Source organism: Bradyrhizobium sp. USDA 376, assembly GCF_054063675.1.
On record NZ_JBSSGN010000001.1, the window covers coordinates 8,791,610 to 8,813,920 of the forward strand.

General features: G+C 62.2%; 15 protein-coding genes. 8 read left to right on the plus strand and 7 right to left on the minus strand.

Annotated features, from left to right (window positions below; genetic code table 11):
* Window positions 1-119: 119 nt before the first annotated feature.
* From ACVJ19_RS41385 to ACVJ19_RS41400, 4 genes are all read right to left on the minus strand, one after another.
* The gene (locus tag ACVJ19_RS41385) at window positions 120-1,433 is read right to left on the minus strand and encodes a UDP-glucose dehydrogenase family protein (RefSeq protein ID WP_453954805.1); all 1,314 of its coding nucleotides are present in this window, start codon (window positions 1,431-1,433) and stop codon (window positions 120-122) included.
* A 176-nt stretch (window positions 1,434-1,609) separates the two neighbouring features.
* Entirely contained in the window at window positions 1,610-2,551 is a 942-nt protein-coding gene (gene fcl, locus ACVJ19_RS41390; protein ID WP_456739510.1) for a GDP-L-fucose synthase, read from the minus strand.
* Window positions 2,532-3,602 carry a GDP-mannose 4,6-dehydratase gene (gene gmd, locus ACVJ19_RS41395; protein ID WP_453954806.1) on the minus strand — a complete coding sequence of 357 codons (1,071 nt, stop codon included), beginning with the start codon at window positions 3,600-3,602 and terminating at the stop codon, window positions 2,532-2,534. Before gmd ends, fcl begins: the two co-directional genes overlap by 20 nt.
* A gap of 161 nt (window positions 3,603-3,763) precedes the next feature.
* Window positions 3,764-4,792, minus strand: a complete 1,029-nt coding sequence (locus tag ACVJ19_RS41400; protein ID WP_453954807.1) for an NAD-dependent epimerase — start codon at window positions 4,790-4,792, stop codon at window positions 3,764-3,766.
* 276 nt (window positions 4,793-5,068) lie between these two features.
* Between ACVJ19_RS41400 and ACVJ19_RS41405 the strand changes: the two genes are divergently transcribed.
* Together ACVJ19_RS41405 and ACVJ19_RS41410 are read left to right on the plus strand one after the other, a co-directional pair.
* Window positions 5,069-6,184, plus strand: coding sequence for a glycosyltransferase family 4 protein (locus tag ACVJ19_RS41405; protein ID WP_453954808.1), 1,116 nt, complete (start codon window positions 5,069-5,071; stop codon window positions 6,182-6,184).
* A gap of 82 nt (window positions 6,185-6,266) precedes the next feature.
* Window positions 6,267-7,427 carry a glycosyltransferase gene (locus ACVJ19_RS41410; RefSeq protein ID WP_453954809.1) on the plus strand — a complete coding sequence of 387 codons (1,161 nt, stop codon included), beginning with the start codon at window positions 6,267-6,269 and terminating at the stop codon, window positions 7,425-7,427.
* 7 nt (window positions 7,428-7,434) lie between these two features.
* Here the strand turns inward: ACVJ19_RS41410 and ACVJ19_RS41415 are convergent, their stop codons facing one another.
* Window positions 7,435-7,578, minus strand: a complete 144-nt coding sequence (locus tag ACVJ19_RS41415) for a hypothetical protein (protein WP_453954810.1) — start codon at window positions 7,576-7,578, stop codon at window positions 7,435-7,437.
* A gap of 431 nt (window positions 7,579-8,009) precedes the next feature.
* On the opposite strand from ACVJ19_RS41415, the gene ACVJ19_RS41420 reads away from it, so the two are divergent.
* The 5 genes from ACVJ19_RS41420 to ACVJ19_RS41440 all read left to right on the plus strand — a co-directional run bounded on the left by ACVJ19_RS41420 (window position 8,010) and on the right by ACVJ19_RS41440 (window position 14,654).
* On the plus strand, window positions 8,010-9,239 hold the full coding sequence (locus tag ACVJ19_RS41420) for a polysaccharide biosynthesis/export family protein (protein WP_453954811.1): 1,230 nt from the start codon (window positions 8,010-8,012) through the stop codon (window positions 9,237-9,239).
* A 139-nt stretch (window positions 9,240-9,378) separates the two neighbouring features.
* Entirely contained in the window at window positions 9,379-10,692 is a 1,314-nt protein-coding gene (locus ACVJ19_RS41425) for a hypothetical protein (RefSeq protein ID WP_453954812.1), read from the plus strand.
* Window positions 10,693-10,725: 33 nt separating this feature from the next.
* Entirely contained in the window at window positions 10,726-11,922 is a 1,197-nt protein-coding gene (locus tag ACVJ19_RS41430) for a glycosyltransferase family 4 protein (protein WP_453954813.1), read from the plus strand.
* Window positions 11,923-11,979: 57 nt separating this feature from the next.
* Window positions 11,980-13,191 carry a glycosyltransferase family 4 protein gene (locus ACVJ19_RS41435; protein ID WP_453954814.1) on the plus strand — a complete coding sequence of 404 codons (1,212 nt, stop codon included), beginning with the start codon at window positions 11,980-11,982 and terminating at the stop codon, window positions 13,189-13,191.
* Between the two features lie 71 nt (window positions 13,192-13,262).
* Window positions 13,263-14,654 (plus strand): hypothetical protein, encoded by a 1,392-nt coding sequence (locus ACVJ19_RS41440; RefSeq protein ID WP_453954815.1) that lies wholly within the window; start codon window positions 13,263-13,265, stop codon window positions 14,652-14,654.
* Window positions 14,655-14,777: 123 nt separating this feature from the next.
* Here the strand turns inward: ACVJ19_RS41440 and ACVJ19_RS41445 are convergent, their stop codons facing one another.
* Window positions 14,778-15,998: a glycosyltransferase family 4 protein gene (locus ACVJ19_RS41445; RefSeq protein ID WP_453954816.1), complete on the minus strand. Its 1,221-nt coding sequence runs from the start codon at window positions 15,996-15,998 to the stop codon at window positions 14,778-14,780.
* A gap of 877 nt (window positions 15,999-16,875) precedes the next feature.
* On the opposite strand from ACVJ19_RS41445, the gene ACVJ19_RS41450 reads away from it, so the two are divergent.
* Window positions 16,876-21,234: an RHS repeat protein gene (locus ACVJ19_RS41450; protein ID WP_453954817.1), complete on the plus strand. Its 4,359-nt coding sequence runs from the start codon at window positions 16,876-16,878 to the stop codon at window positions 21,232-21,234.
* 64 nt (window positions 21,235-21,298) lie between these two features.
* On the opposite strand, the gene ACVJ19_RS41455 is transcribed toward ACVJ19_RS41450, so the two are convergent.
* Window positions 21,299-22,030, minus strand: a complete 732-nt coding sequence (locus tag ACVJ19_RS41455; RefSeq protein WP_453954818.1) for a class I SAM-dependent methyltransferase — start codon at window positions 22,028-22,030, stop codon at window positions 21,299-21,301.
* Between the last annotated feature and the right edge of the window lie 281 nt (window positions 22,031-22,311).

The following is a 22,311-nucleotide window of genomic DNA, read 5'->3' on the forward strand; positions in this document are numbered from 1 at the left end:
CGGCAGCGAAGTTGACGGGCCGAACCGCGGCAGGCTGATGCGACCGGATCATATCGCAGCAGAGACGATTTCGCCCGCCCCAGGACGAGGCGGGCGAAGCTCAACTTCAAACGGCTTGTTTAAGTCTCCGAGGAGCGCCCGACGCTCTCGTAGGTGAAGCCGGCGGCCGCCATCTCTTCGGGGCGGTAGATGTTGCGGAGATCGACGACGACAGGCTGCGCCATGATCGCCTTCAGCCGGTCGAGATCGAGCGCGCGGAACTGCACCCACTCGGTCACGATGACCAGCGCGTCGGCGCCTTGCGCGCAGGAATAGGCGTCCTCGCTATAGGTGATGTTGGGCAGCTCGCCCTTGGCCTGCTCCATGCCGACGGGATCGAAGGCTTTGACCTTCGCACCCATGTCGATCAGTCCGGTCACGAGCGGGATCGACGGCGCGTCGCGCATATCGTCGGTGTCGGGCTTGAAGGTGAGGCCGAGCACGGCGATGGTCTTGCCGCGCAAGGAGCCGCCGAGCGCCTGGCTCACTTTCCGCGCCATCGCGCGCTTGCGGTTCTCATTCACGGCAAGCACGGATTCGACGATGCGCAGATTCACGTCATAATCCTGCGCGATCTTGATCAGCGCCTTGGTGTCCTTCGGGAAGCACGAGCCGCCGAAGCCGGGGCCGGCATGCAGGAACTTGGTGCCGATGCGGTTGTCGAGGCCAATGCCGCGCGCGACCTCCTGCACGTTGGCACCGACCTTTTCGGAGAGATCGGCGATCTCGTTGATGAAGGTGATCTTGGTCGCGAGGAACGCGTTCGCGGCGTATTTGATCATCTCAGCGGTACGGCGCGCGGTGAACATCAGCGGCGCCTGGTTCAGCGACAGCGGGCGATAAATGTCGCCCATCACCTTGCGGCCACGCTCATCGGAGGTGCCGACGACGACGCGGTCGGGAAACTTGAAGTCGCGGATCGCCGCACCCTCGCGCAGGAATTCGGGGTTGGAGGCAACGACGACGTCCGCCTTCGGGTTGGTCTCGCGGATGATGCGCTCGACCTCGTCGCCGGTGCCAACCGGCACGGTCGACTTGGTCACCACGACGGTGAAGCCGGTGAGCGACTGCGCGATCTCCTTCGCGGCGGCGTAGACATAGGACAGATCGGCGTGACCGTCGCCGCGGCGCGAGGGCGTGCCGACCGCGATGAACACGGCGTCGGCATCGGCGACCGGCTTGGACAGGTCGGTGGTGAAGTCGAGCCGCTTGGCCTTGACGTTGGTTGCAACCAGCTCATCCAGACCCGGCTCGTAGATCGGGATCTCGCCGCGGTGCAGGGCCGCGATCTTCTTCTCGTCCTTGTCGACGCAGGTGACGTCGTGACCGAAATCCGCAAAGCAGGCTCCGGACACCAGTCCCACATAGCCCGTTCCGATCATCGCGATTCGCATGAAAAACTCTTTCCGTTGAAGACGGATGTTCCAGTGAACACCCTAGACCATTTCACTATCCGACCGCGCGCCCAACATTAGGGCAGGTTGCCGCGCGAACCGAATAAATCTTAGCCGCCGCGCGTGACAGGCGTTGCGGACAACTCCTGAAACACGCGACATGCATTTGTTGCATTCTACGTATGCGACAGATACGCCGCGTATGCACGCTTCAAGCCATACTCGAGCGAGGTCGTGGCGCGCCAGCCGAGCCTGTCGAGACGGCTGACGTCGAGCAGCTTGCGCGGTGTTCCATCGGGCCGCGAAGTGTCGAAAAAGATCTCTCCGTTGTACCCGACGATGCCGGCGACGAGACGCGCGAACTCGGCGATGGTGATGTCCTTGCCGGTGCCGATATTGACCAGTTCCGCACTGGAATAGGTCTTCATCAGGTGCACGCAGGCATCCGCCATGTCGTCGACATAAAGGAACTCGCGCCGCGGCGTGCCGGTGCCCCACACCACGACGTTCTTCGCGCCCGACTGCTTCGCCTCGTGGAAGCGGCGGATCAGGGCGGCGACGACGTGGCTCATTTCCGGATGATAATTGTCGCCGGGGCCGTAGAGATTGGTCGGCATCACGCTGATGAAGTCGCAGCCGTACTGGCTGCGATAGGCCTCGACCATCTTGATCCCTGCGATCTTGGCGATCGCATAGGGCTCGTTGGTCGGCTCCAGCGGGCCGGTCAGCACGGAGTCCTCGCGCAGGGGCTGCGGCGCCAGCTTCGGATAGATGCAGGAGGAGCCGAGGAACATCAATTTCTCTGCGCCGCTCTGATGCGCGGCCTGGATCACGTTCGCCGCGATCGCGATGTTGTCGTAGATGAACTCGGCGCGCAGCGTGTCGTTGGCGACGATGCCGCCGACCTTGGCCGCGGCGAGGAACACGACCTGCGGCCGCACCTGCGCGAACCAGTCGAACACCGCGGCCTGGTTGCGCAGATCGACCTCGCCCCTACCCACGGTGACGAGCCGGACATCCTCCGTTGCGAGCCGGCGCGCAATCGCGCTGCCGACCATGCCGCGATGGCCGGCGACGTAGACGCTTTTGCCCTTGAGCTCAAACGCTGTGTTGGCCATGGCCTGCGTCCCGCTTCGCCTCGGCCAGATCGCTTCCCATCATCTCCGCGACGAGCTCTGTGAACGTCCGCTTCGGCGTCCAGCCGAGCACCTCGCGCGCCTTGCTGGCATCGCCGATCAGGAGATCGACCTCGGTCGGGCGAAAATAGGTCGGATCGATTTTTACGATCGTCTTGCCGCTCTTCGCATCGACGCCGGTCTCCTCCACGCCCTTGCCGCGCCAGACGATGCGGCGGCCGACCTGCGCAAACGACAGCTCGACCATCTCGCGCACCGAATGCATCTCGCCGGTGGCGAGCACGAAATCATCCGCCTTGTCGGCCTGCAGGATCTTGTGCATGCCCTCGACGTAGTCCCTGGCATGACCCCAGTCGCGCCTGGCCTCGAGATTGCCGAGATAGAGCGTGTCCTCGAGCCCGACCTCGATGCGCGACACGCCACGGGTGATCTTGCGGGTGACGAAGGTCTCGCCGCGGATCGGGCTTTCATGGTTGAACAGGATGCCGTTGCTGGCGAACATGCCGTAGGCCTCACGGTAGTTCACCGTGATCCAGTAGCCGTAGAGTTTGGCGACGCCGTAAGGCGAGCGCGGATAGAACGGCGTCGTCTCCTTCTGCGGGATCTCCTGCACGAGACCATAGAGCTCGGAGGTCGAGGCCTGGTAGAACCGCGTCTCCTTCTCCATGCCGAGGATGCGGATCGCTTCAAGCAAGCGCAGCACGCCGATGGCGTCGGCGTTGGCGGTGTATTCCGGACTCTCGAAGCTGACGGCGACGTGGCTTTGCGCGGCGAGATTGTAGATCTCGGTGGGGCGTATCTGCTGCACCAGGCGGATCAGATTGGTCGAATCCGTCATGTCGCCATAGTGCATCAGGAACGGCACGTTGCCGACATGCGGGTCCTGGTAGAGGTGATCGACACGCGCGGTGTTGAACGAGGACGAGCGCCGCTTGATGCCGTGCACGACATAGCCGAGCGACAGCAGATATTCGGCGAGATAGGCGCCGTCCTGGCCGGTCACGCCGGTGATGAGAGCGATCCGCTCAGCCATGATCCGCTCAGCTTTGGGCCTGCGCCTGGTTCCGGGTCAAAAGGGGTTCGGAGGACGGATAACCACCGTTCGCGCCCGCTGACAAGGTCGCCGGCGGCCAAAAGCGCAAGACCCCCCGCAAGAACGGCGGGCGGCGCGGAAGGTGCCGCCGATCGCGGACATCAGACGCCGTGATACCCGCGATACCATTCGACGAAACGGCCGAGGCCGTCCGCAATCGACGTCGACGGCGAGAAGCCGACATCGCGCTGGAGCGCGGAAATGTCGGCGCGCGTCTCCAGGACGTCGCCGGCCTGCATCGGCAGCAACTGGCGGATCGCGGGCTTGCCGATGATCTTCTCCAGCGTCTCGACGAACTCGATCAGATTGACCGAGCGGTTGTTGCCGATGTTGTAGACGCGATACGGCGCATAGCTCGACGAATTTTCCGGTGCTTCCGCGTTCCACGCGGGATTCGGCGCCGCGGGCCGATCGAGCGTGCGGATCACGCCTTCGACGATGTCGTCGACATAGGTGAAGTCGCGCCACATGTCGCCATTGTTGAAAATCTTGATCGGCTCATTGGCGAAGATCGCGCGCGTGAACAGCCAGGCGGCCATGTCGGGCCGGCCCCACGGACCGTAGACGGTGAAGAAGCGAAGGCCGGTCACCGGCAGCTTGTGAACATGCGCGAAGGTGTGCGCCATCAGCTCGTTCGCCTTCTTGCTCGCGGCGTAAAGGCTGACCGGATGGTTCACCGAATGCTCGGTCGAATACGGCAAGGTGCGGTTGGCGCCGTAGACGGAGCTCGACGAGGCGTAGACGAGATGCTTGAGAGCATGGCGCCGGCCGGCCTCGAGCACGGTGACGAAGCCGTCGCAATTGGCGCGGATGCTGGTGATGGGGTCGTCGATCGAGGCGCGCACGCCGGGCTGGGCCGCCAGATGCACGACGCGGTCGGGTGAGACCTCGTCGAACACGCGCGTCACTGCGGCGAAATCAGCAAGATCGATCTCGTCAAATTTGAAACCCGGACGGTTCTCGAGCGTTGCAAGACGCGCACGCTTCAGCGCCGGATCGTAATACGGCGTGACTGCATCGATGCCAACGACCTGCTCGCCGCGTGCCAACAGCCGTTCACAAACGTGCATTCCGATAAAGCCGGCAGCACCGGTCACGATCACTGGCCGCAAAGTTGTCACCTCGTTCATTCCGCGAATGCAATGCCAGACCAGGACATGAGAGGCAAGGTTTGGACGATTGCGACAATCATCAAATCAGGCGTCCATGTAAGCGCATCGAAATGTGTAGGAAACATGATGGCGCCATGCATCGTCGCATGCTATCGGCCTCGCGAAGATGCTCGGACGATAGCGCCAACTGTGCTACACGTCATAGATCGTATCTTCGGCGCGAATGCTTAGTCTTGAGGCAACGTTCGCACCACTCTCACCAAGAACAAAACACCCACCAAGAAAAGATCGGCTTTGAAACTTTCCATCAACGGCAGGTTCCTGTCACAATCGCTTACGGGCGTGCAACGCTATGCCGCCGAAATCGTCAAGGCGATGGACCGCTTGCTCGCGAGCGGAGAGGCTCCACGACAACTGGTGGACGCAGAATGGCAGATTCTCGCGCCACCAAATGCGCAGACGCTTCCCGGTCTTCGCCGCATCAAAGTCAAGCAGGTCGGATCGTTGCAGGGCCACGCGTGGGACCAGATCGACCTGGCGCGCGCAGCCGCCGGCACGCGCCTCATCAGCCTTGCCAATTCCGGCCCGGTGCTCCATCGCGACCATCTGGTCGTGATCCACGACGCGCAGGTTTTCAGACGGCCGGACTTCTTCAGCTGGCGCTACCTCGCCCTGCATCGGACGCTCGGCCATTTGCTGGCGCGCGCCGCAACGATCGCAACAGTTTCCGCGTTTTCGCGCAACGAACTTGCCGAAGTGCTGTCGCTGGATCCCGCCTCGATCCCCGTCATTCCGAACAGCGCGGAGCACTTCGCGACCGTCGCGCCGGATTTCTCGATCATCGACCGACTGCGTCTTGCGCCCCACCAGTTCTTCCTCTTCGTCGGCTCGATGACGAAGAACAAGAATGTCGACACCGCCGTTGGCGCCGCCGAGCGGCTCGGCCGCGCCGATTTTCCGCTGGTCGTGGTCGGGGGTGACAACAGCAAGGTCTTTGGCGGCGGCGCCACCGAATCGCGAACCGGCATCGTTGTCGCCGGCCGCCTCAAGGACGAGGAAATCGCGGCGCTCTTCGCGCAGGCCGCGGCGTTCGTTTTTCCGAGCCTCTACGAGGGCTTCGGCATCCCTCCCCTGGAAGCGATGTACTTCGCCTGCCCGGTCATTGCGAGTTCCGCCGCGGCCGTGCGCGAGACCTGCGACGATGCCGCCGTCTATTTCGATCCGCTCGATGCGGAGGGGCTGTCGGTGCGGATGCACGAAAGAATTGAACTCGGCAGGATTTCACCTGCGGAACAGGAGAGGCAGCAAAAGCGCCTTGCGACATATTCCTGGGCCAAGTCGGCCGCAGCAATGCTCGAATTCCTCGCCAAACCGGCCCCGCAAACCGCATCGGGGCGCCTCGTACAATGAAGCGGCCCGAATATTGCTGCTTGGCGGCACCAGACGTGCGTCCGCAAGACCCGGCGCCTGCAAGTCAAGGAAGGAATGACCGTTGTCCATCGGCCTGAAAGTTCTGCATGTCGCCGAGACGGTCAGAGGCGGCATCGCGACCTATCTCAACGAGTTGCATCCGCATCAGTGCGCCAGCTTCGGCCGCGGCAACGTCAACTATGTCGTTCCGTCCGACCATCGCGGCGATCTGGTGAACATCGAGGATGATGCCGTCACCACGTTTCCGCGCGAGGGCCGCAATGCGTTCGGCCTGTTTCGCATGCTGTTCGCGACGATGCGCGCGGTCCGGCAGCTGCGGCCCGACATCATCCATCTTCACTCGTCGTTCGCCGGGCTCGTGGTGCGCCCGGTGCTCTGGCTGACCTATCGGCGTTCGCGCATCGTCTATTGCCCGCACGGATGGGCGTTCGGCCGCGAGACCGGCCGCCTCAGCCGCGAAGTCACCAAGTTCACCGAGCTGGTGCTGTCGAAATTCACCCATCGCATCGTGTGCATCTCGGAGAGCGAGCGTATCGACGCCATGCAGGTCGGAATCGCAGCGAATCGCCTCGTTCTTGTGCACAACGGGATTTCCAGGCAGCGTCCCGCGCTCGACCAGAGCGCAGCGCCGTGGCGGTCGGAGAAGATCAAGGTGCTCTTCATCGGACGCCTCGACCGTCAGAAGGGGTATGACCTCCTGATCGAGGCGGCCCGTGCGCTTCGTGACACGCTCGACGTACGCCTGATCGGCGCTTCGGTCGTCAGCAAATTCCGCCAGAGCGACCTGCCGGCCAATGTCTCGTTTCTGGGCTGGATGAATCGCAACCAGATCGAGGCCGAGCTCGACCAGGCCGACATGGTCGCAATTCCTTCACGCTGGGAGGCGTTTGGACTGGTCGCGATCGAGGCAATGCGTGCGGCCAAACCGATCATCGCCTTCCGCATCGGCGCCCTGCCGGAAATCGTCGAAGACAGCGCGACGGGCGTGCTATGCGACGAGGTCTCGGCGGAAAAGCTGGCCGAAGGTTTTCAGCGCGCGACCCGAATGGACCTGGCTGCGGTCGGCCGGGCCGGCTATGAGCGCTTCGCCCGCCTCTACGACATCGAGCAGACGCACCGGACCTTGAGCCAGGTCTATGCCGACGTCCTGCACATGCGCCAGAGCGAATCCGGACAGCAGGCGAAGCTGCAGTCCGATCTTCCGAACAATCTGCGACCGTGACGACCGATCAGGCCATGCGGCGGCCATCTTGCCGCGCGAACTCGCCGTCGGTCACCCGGTTGTCGGAGAACGACCAGGCGATTGCGGAGGCAACCATCATCGCGCAGGTGAGAAAGCCGGCTGCGAACAGCAGTGATCCGGTCTGCAACATTGTCTTCGCCTTCCCTGTTGTTTGACCGTGCAGCTAGCCGGATCAGGATTAGGAAGACCTTACGGACATCAGCGTGACGCCAGCTTCCGAATCTAAGCGTTAACGGAGGCGGAATCCTGCCGCAGAAATTTCCCCTGGCACCCCATGGCCGATCACGAGAGCACTCGAACCATCATCGCGCCTGCGCCAACAAGTTCGACAACAGCCTCAATCGTGACATCGATCCGACACGTGTATGTCTAGTTTGCAAACTGCTTATAAAACAGGAACCCGTCGCACAGATTTTGAACAGCCATTCTTGCGTGAATCGCAGTTCACAAGTGGCAATAAGGTCACAGCCATGAGTGCTTTACCATAAAGTCGAAGAGGCAGCAGTGACTCTGCAGCACGGGATTTGTACGGTGTTTCCGATTTTAGATGAGTGCGAGGGAATGGCGGTGGCTAAGACCGAACGTTTTTCTTTTGATTTCGGGATTAGCCGAATCCTGGCAGTTGCTGCGATCAGCGTATCCCTGGCGGGTTGCGCGGGCTTCATTCCCCTGGACTCTCCGGATGCCGTCGCCACGCATACGAATGCCGCGCTGGTCACCGAACCGTCGGTGCCGCTGGCCTATGCTCTGATGCCGGTCAATCCGGCGATCATGCAGGCGACCAACGCGTTCACGGACTCCTCCGGAATGGTGTTCTCGCGTCTTCCCGGCGGCAATTATCGCGACGTCACGATCGGCATCGGCGACATCGTCACCGTGACCGTCTACGAGGCCCAGGCGGGCGGCCTGTTCATTCCGCGCGAAGCGGGCGTGCGGCCGGGCAATTTCGTCGACATTCCGCGGCAGCAGGTCGACCAGTCCGGCAACATCAACATTCCCTACGCCGGCTCGATCAAGGTCGCCGGGCTGACGCCGCGCGCGGTTTCGAACATCATCCGCGAGCGCCTCAAGGACCGCGCCATCGACCCACAGGCCGTCGTCAGCGTCGCCGAACAGCGCGGCAACCAGATCAGCGTGCTCGGCGAAGTCAACTCGCCGCTGCGCTTTCCGGTCGACCCGGGCGGAATTCGCCTGATGGGCGCGATCGCGCGCGCCGGCGGCCCCAAATATCCTTCCTACGAGAGCACGATCACGATCAAGCGCGAGGGCCGCACCTATAACGAGTCGATGTCGACGGTGGTGCACCACCCCGGCGAGGACATCCTGCTGGCGCCGGGCGACGTGGTCTTCCTGACCCGCATTCCGCGCGTCTACATGGTGTTCGGTTCGACGCCGTCGCCGGGATCGATCGGCGGCACCAACAACCGTCGCTTCTCGTTCGAGAACGACAACATGTCGCTGGCCGAAGCCATCGCAAAGGCCGGCGGCCTCGACGGCAATCGTGCGGACTCCAAGTCCATCTACGTCTACCGGTTCGAACCCAAGCCGCTGCTCGAGCGTATCGGCGTCGACGTGTCCCAGTTCCCAACCAAGACCGTCCCTGCCGTGTACAAGTTCGACATGAGCAAGCCCGACGGCTGGTTCCAGGCGGATACGTTCAGGATGCGTGACCATGACGTGATCTCGGTGGCGGAATCGCCGTCGACCGAATTCGTCAAGCTCATGAACCCGCTGAACGCGGCGAGCGTCAACGCGGACAACATCAGCACGGTGGTCGTGAACTCCAAATAGCCCAACTCGGCGCGCTCAATGACGAGCGCGCAGGCAAGGTCGCCTCACCCAATTGGGGCCACAGAAGAGGACTAGCCTTGTCGGGTTGACGCGAGCAGGAGTGGATACGAGCGTGACGGAGCAAAAGAGGAAACGCGCGATGCGTCGTTTCCGGACGCTGATATGTGGGCTCTGCGCCGCGGCCGGCCTCGTCTATCCTGCGAACGCGCAGAATGCGCAACCACTCGATCAGCGCCTCCTGCTGGGCGTCGGCACGCACCAGGGCCTCGGCGGCGTCACCAGCGAGCGCGGCTATGTGCCCGCGACCGCCATCAAGCAGATGAAGGAACTCGGGGTCACCTCGTTCCGGGACGACTTCCCGTGGTCGGATTTCGAGCTGCCCGGCAAACGGCTCGGCTTCAATGCCCTGAACGGCCGCCTCGAAACCCAGATCAGAACCAGCGGCGGCATCCCGCTGCTCATTCTCGGCGCCGGCCATCATCTCGTCCCGAACTCCGATCCGCCGACGACCGACGATGCGCGCCAGAGATTCGTCACCTATGCCGCGACGGCCGCGCAAGCCGTCGCTATGCGGCAGCCGATCTTCGAATTGTGGAACGAGTACAATCTGCGAGCGCGCGCAGAGCCGCAATTCACGGTCGAAAATTACGTGACGCTTGCCCGTCTGGTGCAGCCTGCGGTCAAGCAGGCGGTCCCTTCCGCGCCCTTCGTGATCGGCGCGCTCGGCGACGATCCAGGCTGGAAATTCACCGACGCGCTTCTGAAGACCGACGTGGCCCGCATCGCGGACGGCATGTCGATCCACATCTACAACCATTGCCTGCCGCCGGTCGGACGCACCGCCACCGAGGCGATCGAACGGCTGGAAAACTTTCATCAGCGCGTCGCAAAGGCGACGGGCAATCCGAACTATCCGATCTATCTGACCGAGACGGGATGGCCGACACCAAACGCGAAATGCGGCGTCAACGAGCAGCTGTCCGCCGACAACATGGCGCAGATGATCCTCTGGGCGTCGACTGCGGGTCCCTGGCTCAAGGGGATATGGCTCTACGAGCTGAAGGACAGCGGGACGAAGCCGGGTGAGCTCGAGCACAATTTCGGCATCTATCATTTCGACAATTCGCCGAAGCCCGCGGTGTGCTCCGTTCGCGAAAGCTGGGCCTTCATCCGCAGCAGCCTGAAGGCAACGCGAACCACGCCGGTGCCGGGCGTCGTGCAAATCCGCAGCGAGAGCGGACCGGAAACGAAAGTGGCGCTCTGGTCGGAGAATCCGTCGAAGCGCTTCGAGGTCCGATTAAAAAATGCAGAACCGAATATCGAGATCGGCTATGTATGTCAGCAAGCGCCGAATTCTGCGCCTGGCGCCTGGACGGCGTTGTCGACGACGCCGCTGCTTGTCAGCGTCAAGGGCTCGGCCGTGCCGGATTTCGAGATTCGGCCATCGAACTGACGCTGCGGCTGGCTGCTGAATCCGGGGCTCCCCTTGAAGATACTGATCGTTAACACGCTCTATCCGCCAGAAATCATCGGCGGTGCCGAAGTGTCCGTGTCGCTGCTGGCGGAAGCGCTGGTCCAGCGCGGCCACCAGGTTTCGGTGGTCTGCCTTCAAAACGAGCCGGATCGCAGCATCGAGGATCGCAAGGGCGTGCGGGTATATCGTGTGCCGCTGGACAACGACTACTGGCCGTTCGGCAACGACAGGAAGCCTTCTTCGGTCCAACGTCTGAAGTGGCATCTTCAGGATACCTGGAACCGCAAGTCCGCGGCGCGCTTCGCCGAAATTCTCGACATCGAGAAGCCGGAGGTCGTCCACACCAACAACCTCACCGGATTTTCGGTCTCGTTGTGGTCAGAGGCCAAGCGGCGCAACATCCGGATCGTGCATACGCTGCGCGACTACTCCCTGCTCTGCAAGCGCTCGACCTTGTTTCGCGGAGACGCGACATGCACGCAGCGCTGCACGCTGTGCGCGGCCATGACCTCGCCCTATCTGCTGGCCTCGCGCATGGTCGATGCCGTGGTCTCGAACAGCCAGTTCGTGCTCGACCAGCACACCAGGCTGAAATATTTCCCCGGAACCGACGGCCGCGTCATCTTCAACATCGCCGATCCGAGCTCGGTGGTGCCCTCACCTCCCTCGAGCTCGAATGATCTGACCTTCGGGTTCATCGGCCGGATCGAGGCCGAAAAAGGTATCGAAGTAGTCCTCAAAGCCACCGAGCAGCTCCCCAACGAGGGGTGGCGGCTGAAAATTGCCGGAAAGGGACTTGAGGACTACGTACGGGCGCTCAAAAGCCGCAGCAAGGGCAACATCGAATGGCTCGGCTTTGCCAGGGCGGCCGAATTCTATGCCGGCATCGACATCTGCCTGGTGAGCTCGGTCTGGCCGGAGCCGCTGCCGCGGACGCTGATCGAAAGCATCAACGCCGGCCGGGCGACGATTTGTTCGACAGCGGGAGGGATTCCCGAGATCGCGGGGTTCTCCAACATGGTTGGGTCCTACGAGCCCAACGACCACAATCGACTGGGAGAATTGATGCTGAAGGCCCTCAACGAGAGATCGCGCTGGAAGGTTGCGCGGCCTCCACAGCCGGGATTTGCCGAAAGGTTCTCGGCGGATTCAGTGACAGGACAATATTTGGACGTCTATTTGAATAACAATCGCGCCAACCGGCAATAGGCCGAAACGGAGATTTCAAAAAGCCATTTGGCTGGGAAGCTGGACAGACCTTTTCCGATGAAGATCCTTATCACGTCATCCCTCTATCCGACGCCGTTGGCTCCGAAGGTGGTCGGTGGCGCGGAAACTTTCGTCCGCCGCCTCGCCGAGACTCTTGTGGGGCAGAACGACAGCGTGGAAGTGATACGTGCCGCGTCTGTCTCGAACCAGCCAATGGAGACCTGCAACGGCATCGACGTGCATTCGGCGCCCGTGCACAACATCTATTTCCCCTTCGCCAAGCAGCACAGCGCGCCCGTGCGCGGCATCTGGCACGCGATCGAGGACTGGCAGCAGATGTCGGAGATCGTCGCTGCGAGGATCAAGGCGTTCAAGCCTGATATCCTGCACTCCAATAACCTCAGCGGACTGACCACGGCCGTGTGGCGAACGGCGGCGGAGCTCGGCATTCCGGTCCTGCACACGCTTCACGATTACTATCTCACCTGCCCCCGCTGCTCGCGCTTCTCGGACGGACACGCCTGCGAGGCGAGCTGCATGAGCTGTCAGCTGCTGACCTATCGCCGCCGCGGGGCGACGAGACATCTGGACGCCGTGGTCGGCGTCAGCCAGCGCATTCTCGACATCCATACCCGGCTCGGTCTCTTCACGCAGACGCCGCTGAAGATCGTCATTCGAAACGCCTCGACGGCCGACGTCGGCGGCGAAGAGACGGCCATGATCGACGGCACCGTCACATTCGGCTTCATCGGCCGGCTGACCGAAGAAAAAGGCATCTACAATCTCGTTCGCGCGATCGCGACGATTCCGCCCGAGCGGATCCGGCTCGTCATCGCGGGGCACGCATCCGAGAGCCAGCGCAAGCAGATCAAGGAGCTGGCCCCGAACGCGCGGATCGAGTTTCTCGGCTTCGTGCAGCCGAAGCAGTTTTACGAACAGGTGAACGTCGTGGTCGTGCCCTCGGTCTGGGAAGATCCAAGTCCGCTCGTGGTCGCCGACGCGCAAGCCGCCTGCAAACCCCTGCTCGGCACCCCCTTCGGCGGCATCCAGGAAGCGATCAAGCCCGGTTTGACCGGCTGGCTGACGTCACCCGATCCTGCCTCGATCGCCAAGAGCATTCTGGCGATCGTCGAATCTCCCCAACAGATTCGGGAGATGAGCGATCGATTGAAGTCCGGCATCGATAAATGGGCCTTTGACGACGTGGTCACCGGCTATCGCACCGCCTTCGACCAGATCATGCGCAGCCGCAGCATGGCTCGCACCTGAGACAGGCGGACTGAGATGCCGCTGATGCCCCTCGACCATTCCCCCATATTCCCTCTCGCGCATCGTCAGACATGACCAGCCTGCTCGCATTCGGCAGCTACATCTACCAGAGTGCGTCCGCGATCATTCTGATCTTCGCCGCCAGCCATATCCTCTCCCCGGCCCAGTACACCTCGTTCTCGCTGGCGCTGGCCACGAGCCAGCTGTTCTGCGTCTTCGTGTTCGAATGGCTGCAGCTGGCCGGCGTCCGTTTCCTCGCCGCCGCTTCGGGAGCAGAGGCGGCGCGTCTGCGATTTTCGCTGTTTGCCGCGGGAGGGCTCAGTGCGCTGGTTCTGCTGCTGGTCGGCAGCGTGGCGGGGCTAGTGGGCACGCTGGAGGCAAGCGTCGTCGCCCTGGCGCTGGCGCTGGCCGTGCTGCAAGGCGGCACCGACCTGTATTTCATGATCGTGCGCGTGTCCGATCGGCTGGCGACGGCATCAGCCCTGCTGATCCTGCGCGCCAGCGTGCTTCTGGCCGGCGCCGTCGCGGCCGCGCACCTCCACGGCACCGCGGCGGCAACGCTGTGCGGCATCGCCGCGGGCTATGGCGCTGTGCTTCTCGTGAGCCTGATCGTGCATCGCACCTCGCTGCAGCGACCGTCGCGGCAAGCGATGCTGGCGGATTGGGGCAATTTCTGCCGCTATGGCATCATGGCCGCGGCCGCCTCCGTCATCCATCTCTCCGTCCCCGTCACGTTGCGCCTGATCGTGATCGCCACGCTTGGCCGGGCCTCGACGGCAGCCGCCGGCTTCTCGATGGCGATCGACCTCCTGCAACGGCCGTTCTCCGTTCTCGTGGCCGCCATTCACACCGTCTGCTATCCCAACGTCGTCGTCCAGTTCGAGCGCAGCGTCGACGGCGAAGCGCGCAGGACGACCGCCCGCATGCTCGACTTCATCCTGTGTGCGACGATCGTGATGCTGGGCGGGCTGATCGGCCTTCTGCCGGACGCGGCGCACCTGTTCGTTCCGGCCGATCTGCTGGTCGATTTTCTCGGCGCAGCGCCAGTCGCGGCGATCTTCTATTTTCTCCACACCCACCTTCAGGCCACCCTCGCGATCGTGCCGCATCTGACCAAATCGGCAACGCGGCTGGTGGTCGTCGCGGCGTGCCAGCTGGTGCTGGTGTCAGCGGCAGCTTCGATCGGCGCGTTGCTGCACATATCGGTCGCCGGACAAATCGCGAGCGCGGCGCTGGCCACCGCGCTCGTCATCCTCTTCGCCAGCGGCCCGCTGATCCGGTTCCGGGCGGCGCCGCGAGCGCTGCTGATGGTGGAGGCAACCGTCGCGGCCGCCGCGGTCGCAATGCTCGCGGCGGCGCCGTCGGATTCCCTGCTCTGGCTTGCGGCAAAGATCGCCGTTGCCGGCCTCGCCGTTGTCCTGGTGACGTGGCGAGGCGACCTGCTGGCTTCGGCGCGCAGCTAAAGCATGATCCGGACCCGAAGGGCCGCGTTAGCGCAAAGTGCGCAGCGGTTTTCCGGGAAGATCATGCGTAAACAATAACCTCAAGCGCGATGGCGCTTCATCCTGATGCCATCGCGCTTTAGATCAGGCCTTCACCGCGTGAGCCAGCGCATTGCCGCTGGTGTCGCCGGTCAGGCCGTAGATCCTGAGGGTCTCATCGACCATCGGCCCGACACCGAAATATTGCTGGGCGCGCGCAAGGGCATTGCGCGACAGCGCAGCGCGCGTTGCGGGATCGGCCACTTTCTCGAGCGCCCCGACGAGCGCATCGACGTCCTCGAACGGCACGATGAAGCCGGTCTGGCCCTCGATGATCTGGTCTGAAGCGCCCCCCGCCGGGGTCCGCACCGGAACCAATCCCGTCGCCATGGCCTCGGCGACGCCGAGCGGGAATCCTTCGAACCGGCTCGGCAGCGCGAACACGTCGGCGGCCCAGAGAATTTCGCGGACGTCGCCCATGAAGCCGAGGAACTTGAAGGTGTCCTTGTCCTTCTCGCCGGCGAAGGCAAACGACTTGATCTCCTTCTCGCGCTCGGCGCCGCCACTGCCGACGAAGTAGCACTTGATATCGATGGGCGAAGGCGTGGCGCTGTCACGGATCTTGCGTGCCGCCTTGATGAGAAGGTCGTGGCCCTTCACCCAGGCGAGACGGGCCGCCAGCAGGCACATGAACTCGCCCTCGGCAACGCCGAATTTCGCGCGGGCATCGCGGCGCTCGGCGTCCGAAGGCGGACGGAAATGCACGGTATCGACGCCGCCATACACCTTGGCGATCCGGTTCTTGCCGAACAGCACGTAACGCTTGAGATGGCGGAGCGATTCCTCCGACATCAGAATGAGGCTGTGCGGAAAGAACAGGTTGAAGAACAGGATCTGGACCAGGCTGAACGTCGATTGGGGCGCATTCTGCACCTTGTCGATGTTCCCGAGCACCGATGGATGATACGTCGCCACGCAGCGCGCGCCGGTCAGCAGCGACAGCAGCCGACCCCACATCAGCATGCCCAGCCCATGGACGTTGATCACGGAGATGTCGTTCTCCCGGATCAACTTCCAGAGCTGCATGAAGATCGACAGCGAGGGCAGCTTGCGAAGTCCGGGAACGACGTGCCACTGCTTGACGGCCGCCGCCAGCTTCTGGCGCTTGTATTCCGACTTCTCGTCCGACCGCACGATGCCCGAGACCAGGTGGATCTGGACGCCGCGGGCGTGCAGCCCCGTGGCCAAGGTCTCGCAATAGGATGCAATCCCGTCATTGCAGTTCACGACCTCAACCAGAAACATGACATTCGGGGGGCCCGACATGGGATCCTTCATAGGAATGGCCTTCTACTCCGTTCGATCAACGAGACTTTAAGCAGTGCTTAGCGGCAAATTTCGTGCCGTGCCAGCGGTTTGCCCGCCATAGCGTTGCGCGCCTAACATATTGACGTTGCGGATCTGCGACGCTCCGTTCGGCATGGCGGCGTTGCTGGAAGTCGCCTTCGCGCGCCCTGCCGACCCGGTCGGGGTGAGCCTGCCGCGCGGATCGCGAAAGCAACGCCCGGTTGCATATCGTCGATATTCGCCCCGCCTCCGCGAGATGCGCCTGTCCGATCGCGTCGTTCGTTCGACCAACCTCCAGCTTCGATGCCGGTGAAGATCATCTCTTGCCCGTTCGGAAGGCAGACGAAAATTTCATCGACATCGACGCGACCACCACAACACCAAGAGAGAAGAACAATGTACGTGCGGAAAGTTCCGTGGCACGTGCTTGCCAGCTCCTCGGGAAAATTTGGAAGGCTCCAGTCGACCTCGGCGCGAGATCAAGTGTCACATTCGAAGTTCGATCCGTGTTTCTACGACTCTTAAGAGCGCTTGACGCAAGACATTGGAAACAAATCTGCCCGCGTGAGAAGCAAATGCGTTTCGATTAGGCATCGGCACAACATCGCTCGAACATCGTCGTTGCATCGCCATCGCGACGTCATGCTGCAAGCACATTAGCGTGGTCTTCACAGATGAAGCTCAATGTAAGCAGAGTCGTGCGCTGTGAGCGTCGCGCAGGAAAGTCTCGGCGAGAAAATCTCCGGGGTGCTTCCATTTTTACCGATCTCACCAACTCGAAAAACAGAGATTGGCCGATACGACAGACGCAAGCGGCAACGGACTCTCGCGTTCCAGAAAAGGCTCTGAAATACCGATGACCACGGCATCACCAGATCAAACGATCCTGTCGGCGAGCACCTTCATCAGTTCCATCGGCGTCAATGTTCATGTGGGGTATTCGTGGGGCGCCTACGACAACCTCGCCCTCGTCGAAGACGATCTCAAATATCTCGGCGTGACGAAACTGCGCGGCGGGCTCGCAATAAGTCCCGAGGCGGAGCCGATCGTCGCGGGTCTCGCACACGACGGATACAAGTTCGATCTCGTGGTTCCATCGGGCGTTCCGGCCGGCGGTACCGCTGCGCTTCAGGACTATCTCGACGCGGTCAAGGAGTTCGCGGCCGAGAACCCCGGCAGCGTGATCGCACTGGAAGGCCTGAACGAGGTCAACATCCAGGAGTTCTCCTATAACGGGAGTTCCAGCATCGCGGCCGCAGCCCAGTTCCAGGCGGTCTATTACGCGGCCATCAAGGCCGATGCCGCGCTCAAGGACATTCCCGTCTACAATCTGTCGATCGGCTACAACGATCTGGCCGACTACGCCAATCTCGGCGACATGTCGGGATCGACCGACTATGCCAATTCCCACGCCTATGTCAGCACGAGCCTGACGCCCGAAGCTGCCCTCGAGCAATTGCTCGGTAACGCCACGTCGGTCACCGGCGGCAAGCCGGTCGTGATCACGGAGACGGGCTACACCACGAAGAGCGACACGCCCTATGTCGGCGCCTCCGAGAACGTGCAGGCGAAATCGATCCTGAACACACTGGTCGACGCCTACAAGGACGGCGTCAGCACCACCTATCTCTATCAGCTGCTCGACGCCTCGGGGACCAACGACCCCACGAACTCCGAATCGAACTGGGGCCTGTTCAACAGCGATGGAACTCCGAAGCTCGCGGCAACTGCGGTCCACAACCTGACTACGATCCTGGCCGACGACGGCAAGGGCGGCAGTACGCCGACTGCTTCGCTGAACTATACGCTCGACGGTCTGCCTGCGAGCGGGAACAGCATGGTTCTCGGCAAGAGCAACGGCGCCTATGAGTTGGTGGTCTGGGCGGAACCCAAGGTCTGGAACGACGCGACCGACACCGAGATCTCGAACCCGACCAGTTCCGTCACGGTGAACCTCGGCAGCGTCCATCACCTGATCAGCGTCTACGATCCGCTAAAGGGCAGCACGCCCATCGCCACCTACACCGACGTCAGCCAGATCGTGGTTCCGATCTCGGATCACCCGCTGATCATCGAGATCGACGCTCCGACCGGAGGCGGCACGACACCGCCTGCCGTGACCGATGTCAGCGGAACCGCTGAGGACATCGTGTCGCAGATGTCCGAGCTGAACGCCTCGGATTCGCTTCAGACCATCACGCTCACCGACACGCACGTGCTTCCGGTCGCCTCGATCGCGACCATGGAGTACATGATCTCGCACTACACGAACGCACTGGCGGCGATCCAGGGCGGCTACCAGTTCTCGATCACCAACTCGACCGACACCTGGAGCGTGACCAGGGTCTACGACTCCTCAGCAAGGCTCGTATCGACCAGCACGTCCAACTTCACGAACGGCGTCATCACCAGCAAGGTCACGCTCAATACCGACGGCTCGTCGGAGAACATCGCCTATACAGACGGCAAGATGGTGCGTGACGTCACGGTCTCGCCGATCGGCGACAAGGACACCAAGACCTACGACGCAAGCGGCAATCTGATCGCGGACCTCGTCCAGAACAAGGACGGATCGTCCTCGAACACGCTCTACACGGCCGGTGTCAAGACCAAGATGTATGTCACCAATGCCGACCGCACTCACGACAACTACTATTACAACATCACCGGCCAGTCCTACACGACCGAGCACGACCAGCTCGACGCGGGCGGAAGGCTGCTGTCCGTCGTCCGCACGCATGCCGACGGCTCCATGGCCTACAGCCAGGTCTTCAACAGCGACGGCAGCAAGGTCACGACCCAGTACGACGCCACGGGTCACAAGACCACGGTGATCACCGTCACGTCGACGGCGACCACGACCGACTTCTACACCACGGCCGGCGCGCTCAAGCAGACCGTCGTGCAGACGACATCCGGCAACGTCACCACCACGAACTACAATGGTTCGCTGCTGGTGTCCGTCTACGTGGTCAATGCCGACGGCTCGAAGGACTCGAAGCTCTACGATTCCAACGGCATCATCGCGAGCGACCTGCTTCAGAACGCCGACGGCTCGTCGTCGAACACGCTCTATACGGCGGGCGTCAAGACCAAGACCTATGTCACCAACGCCGACGGCAGCCGCGACAACTATTATTTCAACATCACCGGCCAGTCCTACACGACTGAGCACGACCATCTCGATGCAAGCGGCAAGCTGGTGTCGGTGAGCCGAACGCATGCCGACGGCACGATGGCCTATAGCCAGGTGTTCAACAGCGACGGCAGCAAGGTCACGACCCAGTACGACTCCACGGGTCACAAGACCTCGGTCGTCACCACGACGTCGACGGCCACCACGACCGACTTCTACACCACCGCCGGCGCACTCAAGCAGACCGTCGTGAAGACGACCTCCGGCAACGTCACAACGACCAACTACAACGGCTCGCTGCTGGTGTCGGTCTACGTGGTGAACGCCGACGGCTCGAAGGATTCGAAGCTCTACGACTCCAACGGCATCATCGCGAGCGACCTCGTTCAGAACAAGGACGGATCGACCTCGAACACGCTGTACACGGCCGGCGTCAAGACCAAGGTCTACGTCACCAACGCCGACGGCAGCCGCGACAACTACTATTACAACATCACCGGCCAGTCCTACACGACCGAGCACGACCACATCGATCCCAGCGGGAAGCTGCTGCTGGTCAGCCGCACCCATGCCGACGGCACGATGGCCTACAGCCAGGTGCTGAACAGCGACGGCAGCAAGGTCACGACCCAGTACGACTCCACGGGTCACAAGACCTCGGTCGTCACCGTCACGTCGTCAAGCACGACGACCGACACCTACGACCCGTCGTCCGGCGCGCTGAAGCAGGAGATCGTCAAGACGAGCTCCGGCACCACGACGACGAACTACAACGGCACGCTGCTGGCGTCGGTCTACGTGGTCAATGCCGACGGATCGAAGGACACCAAGCTGTACGATTCCAGCGGCAAGCTCGCCAGCGACCTGGTGCAGAACACGGACGGCTCGTCCTCGAACACGGTCTATTCGGCCGGCGTCAAGACGAAGCTCTACGTCACCAATGCCGACGGCAGCCACGACAACACCTTCTACAACATCACGGGCCAGAGCTATACGACCGAGATCCAGCACCTCACCGCGGCCGGCACGCTGACGACCCTGACCCGGCTTCATGCCGATGACACGCTTGCCTACAAGCAGGTGATCAACAGCGACGGCAGCAAGATCACCGACCTCTACGACAGCACCGGTCACAAGACGAGCGAGGTGCTCAACGGCACCGATGGGTCGACCACGACGGACCTCTACAATTCGTCCGGTGACGTCACCCAGCATGTCGTCAAGACCGCCGGCGGCGATGTGACGACGACGAACTACGTGAACGGCCTGAACTCGTCGATCTATGTCGTCAATGCCGACGGCACCAAGGAGACGAAGCTGTTCGACAGCAGCGGCAGCCTGACCAGCGATTACGTGCTGAACCAGGACGGCTCGAACTCGACGACCGTGTATTCGTCCGGGGTCAAGACCGCGGTCTACGCCAACAACGCCGACGGCTCGCACGACAATACGATCTACGGCATCACCGGCAAGAGCTACGTCACGGAGCAGCAGCACATCGACTCGTCGGGCAAGATGACGTCGCTCATCCGTTCGCACGCTGACGGCACGCTCGACTACACGCAGGTCATCAAGTCGGACGGCAGCAAGGTCACCGATGTCTACGACTCCACCGGGGTCAAGACGACGGAGACCCTCAACAACGCCGACGGAACGACTGACGTCTTCAAGTTCGCGGTTTCCGGCCTGCCGGGCGCCGTCGAGCACGACAGCTACAACAGCAGTGGCTCTCTGCTCACGATCGACGTGCGCAACACCGACGGCACCCACGCGGTCACGGCCGTGACCGCGGGGCTGACGCTGACCGGCGGCAGTGGCAACGACGTCTTCTCCACGGCACCTGGCACGACCACCGTCATGTTCGACGGCGGCAACGACCAGATCAAGAGCTTCCACGCCGGAACCGCGTCCAACCACGACACGATCGAGATCCTGAAATCACTGGTGGCGGACTACAGCCACCTCCAGATTTCGCAATCGGGCTCGGACACGTTGGTCCAGCTCAACTCGGCCGATTCCATCCTCTTGAAGAATGTGAACTCGACGACGCTCGATCACGGCAACTTCCTGTTCGTCTGACACGCACAGGGCCGGCAGGTAAACCTGCCGGCCCTGTAATGTCGGGATCACCGATGAAACGGCGTCAGTGCGGCCGCATGGCCGCGCCGATGAAGATGATGTCCTCGGCGAGCAGCGGAAGCTGCCGCAGCAGCATCGACTTCAGCTTTCCGGCCCGCATGAAGGTCGCCATCTTCACCTCGACGGGGGCGTAGCCGGCGTCGATTGCGACCTTCGCGATCGTATAGGGCGTGAAGAAGAACCGGTGATCGCTGTTGATCGTCTCGACGTTCTTCAGGATGCCCTTGATGTTGCCGCCCCTGAAGGCGTTCGGAACGGTGATCACGATCTGGTCGACGACGTCGCCGTAGTTCTCCCTGAACCGCGACAGGAACGCGACCGGGTTCGGAATGTGCTCGACGACTTCGCCGAACACGGCAATGTCGAACTTCCGGCCGGATATCGCGTCGATCTTCTGAGCGGACGTCACGTCGCCCGCGACCATGTTGTCGAGCCCGGATATGCGCGATGCCTCTCGCACCGCATCTGCATCGATGTCGACGCCGACCGTGTATTCGGAAGCCTCCGTGATCAGGCCGTGCAGCCAGTCCCGGTTGTCGATCTTTCGCTTGATGAGCGGCAGGTGGTCACAGCATCCGACATGCAGGACCCGCTTGCCCCGACAGATGTCCACCAGGACGTCACATCTGTATCTGACGTCGCCGTCTCCCCCGTACTGTACGACGATGGTGTCCTTGAACTTCGAGCCGTCGAGATAGGGATAGACTTGCGAAAAGTCGGAAATGATCGACGACATCGGCTGGCCCTCGCTGACATGATTGGACGTTTGCCGACACAACTATACATGGCCAGCAATCAGAATTGTGACCGGTTCTGCGCGCAAAGAAGAAGCTCAGGCGACGGGCAGAATCTATGCAATTGCCATCGTCGCATCATCGCCACCGTGACCTCGGTGCGATGAATGGAACCTGGTCAGTTCGTTCGCCCGACAGCCGCCGCCGATCCGGAACAAATGAACGATGCGGAACCCGCCTTGGTTCGCGTGGCACGGAGGCGCGCGAAAAATATGCGCCAGGA

What these genes read in the sequence shown, in the direction of transcription:
- ACVJ19_RS41385 (WP_453954805.1), bottom strand. Translation starts at nt 1,433, where the DNA reads ATGCGAATCGCGATGATCGGAACGGGCTATGTGGGACTGGTGTCCGGA.
- fcl (WP_456739510.1), bottom strand. Translation starts at nt 2,551, where the DNA reads ATGGCCAACACAGCGTTTGAGCTCAAGGGCAAAAGCGTCTACGTCGCC.
- gmd (WP_453954806.1), bottom strand. Translation starts at nt 3,602, where the DNA reads ATGGCTGAGCGGATCGCTCTCATCACCGGCGTGACCGGCCAGGACGGC.
- ACVJ19_RS41400 (WP_453954807.1), bottom strand. Translation starts at nt 4,792, where the DNA reads ATGAACGAGGTGACAACTTTGCGGCCAGTGATCGTGACCGGTGCTGCC.
- ACVJ19_RS41415 (WP_453954810.1), bottom strand. Translation starts at nt 7,578, where the DNA reads ATGTTGCAGACCGGATCACTGCTGTTCGCAGCCGGCTTTCTCACCTGC.
- ACVJ19_RS41420 (WP_453954811.1), top strand. Translation starts at nt 8,010, where the DNA reads ATGGCGGTGGCTAAGACCGAACGTTTTTCTTTTGATTTCGGGATTAGC.
- ACVJ19_RS41425 (WP_453954812.1), top strand. Translation starts at nt 9,379, where the DNA reads ATGCGTCGTTTCCGGACGCTGATATGTGGGCTCTGCGCCGCGGCCGGC.
- ACVJ19_RS41435 (WP_453954814.1), top strand. Translation starts at nt 11,980, where the DNA reads ATGAAGATCCTTATCACGTCATCCCTCTATCCGACGCCGTTGGCTCCG.
- ACVJ19_RS41440 (WP_453954815.1), top strand. Translation starts at nt 13,263, where the DNA reads ATGACCAGCCTGCTCGCATTCGGCAGCTACATCTACCAGAGTGCGTCC.
- ACVJ19_RS41445 (WP_453954816.1), bottom strand. Translation starts at nt 15,998, where the DNA reads ATGTCGGGCCCCCCGAATGTCATGTTTCTGGTTGAGGTCGTGAACTGC.
- ACVJ19_RS41450 (WP_453954817.1), top strand. Translation starts at nt 16,876, where the DNA reads ATGACCACGGCATCACCAGATCAAACGATCCTGTCGGCGAGCACCTTC.
- ACVJ19_RS41455 (WP_453954818.1), bottom strand. Translation starts at nt 22,030, where the DNA reads ATGTCGTCGATCATTTCCGACTTTTCGCAAGTCTATCCCTATCTCGAC.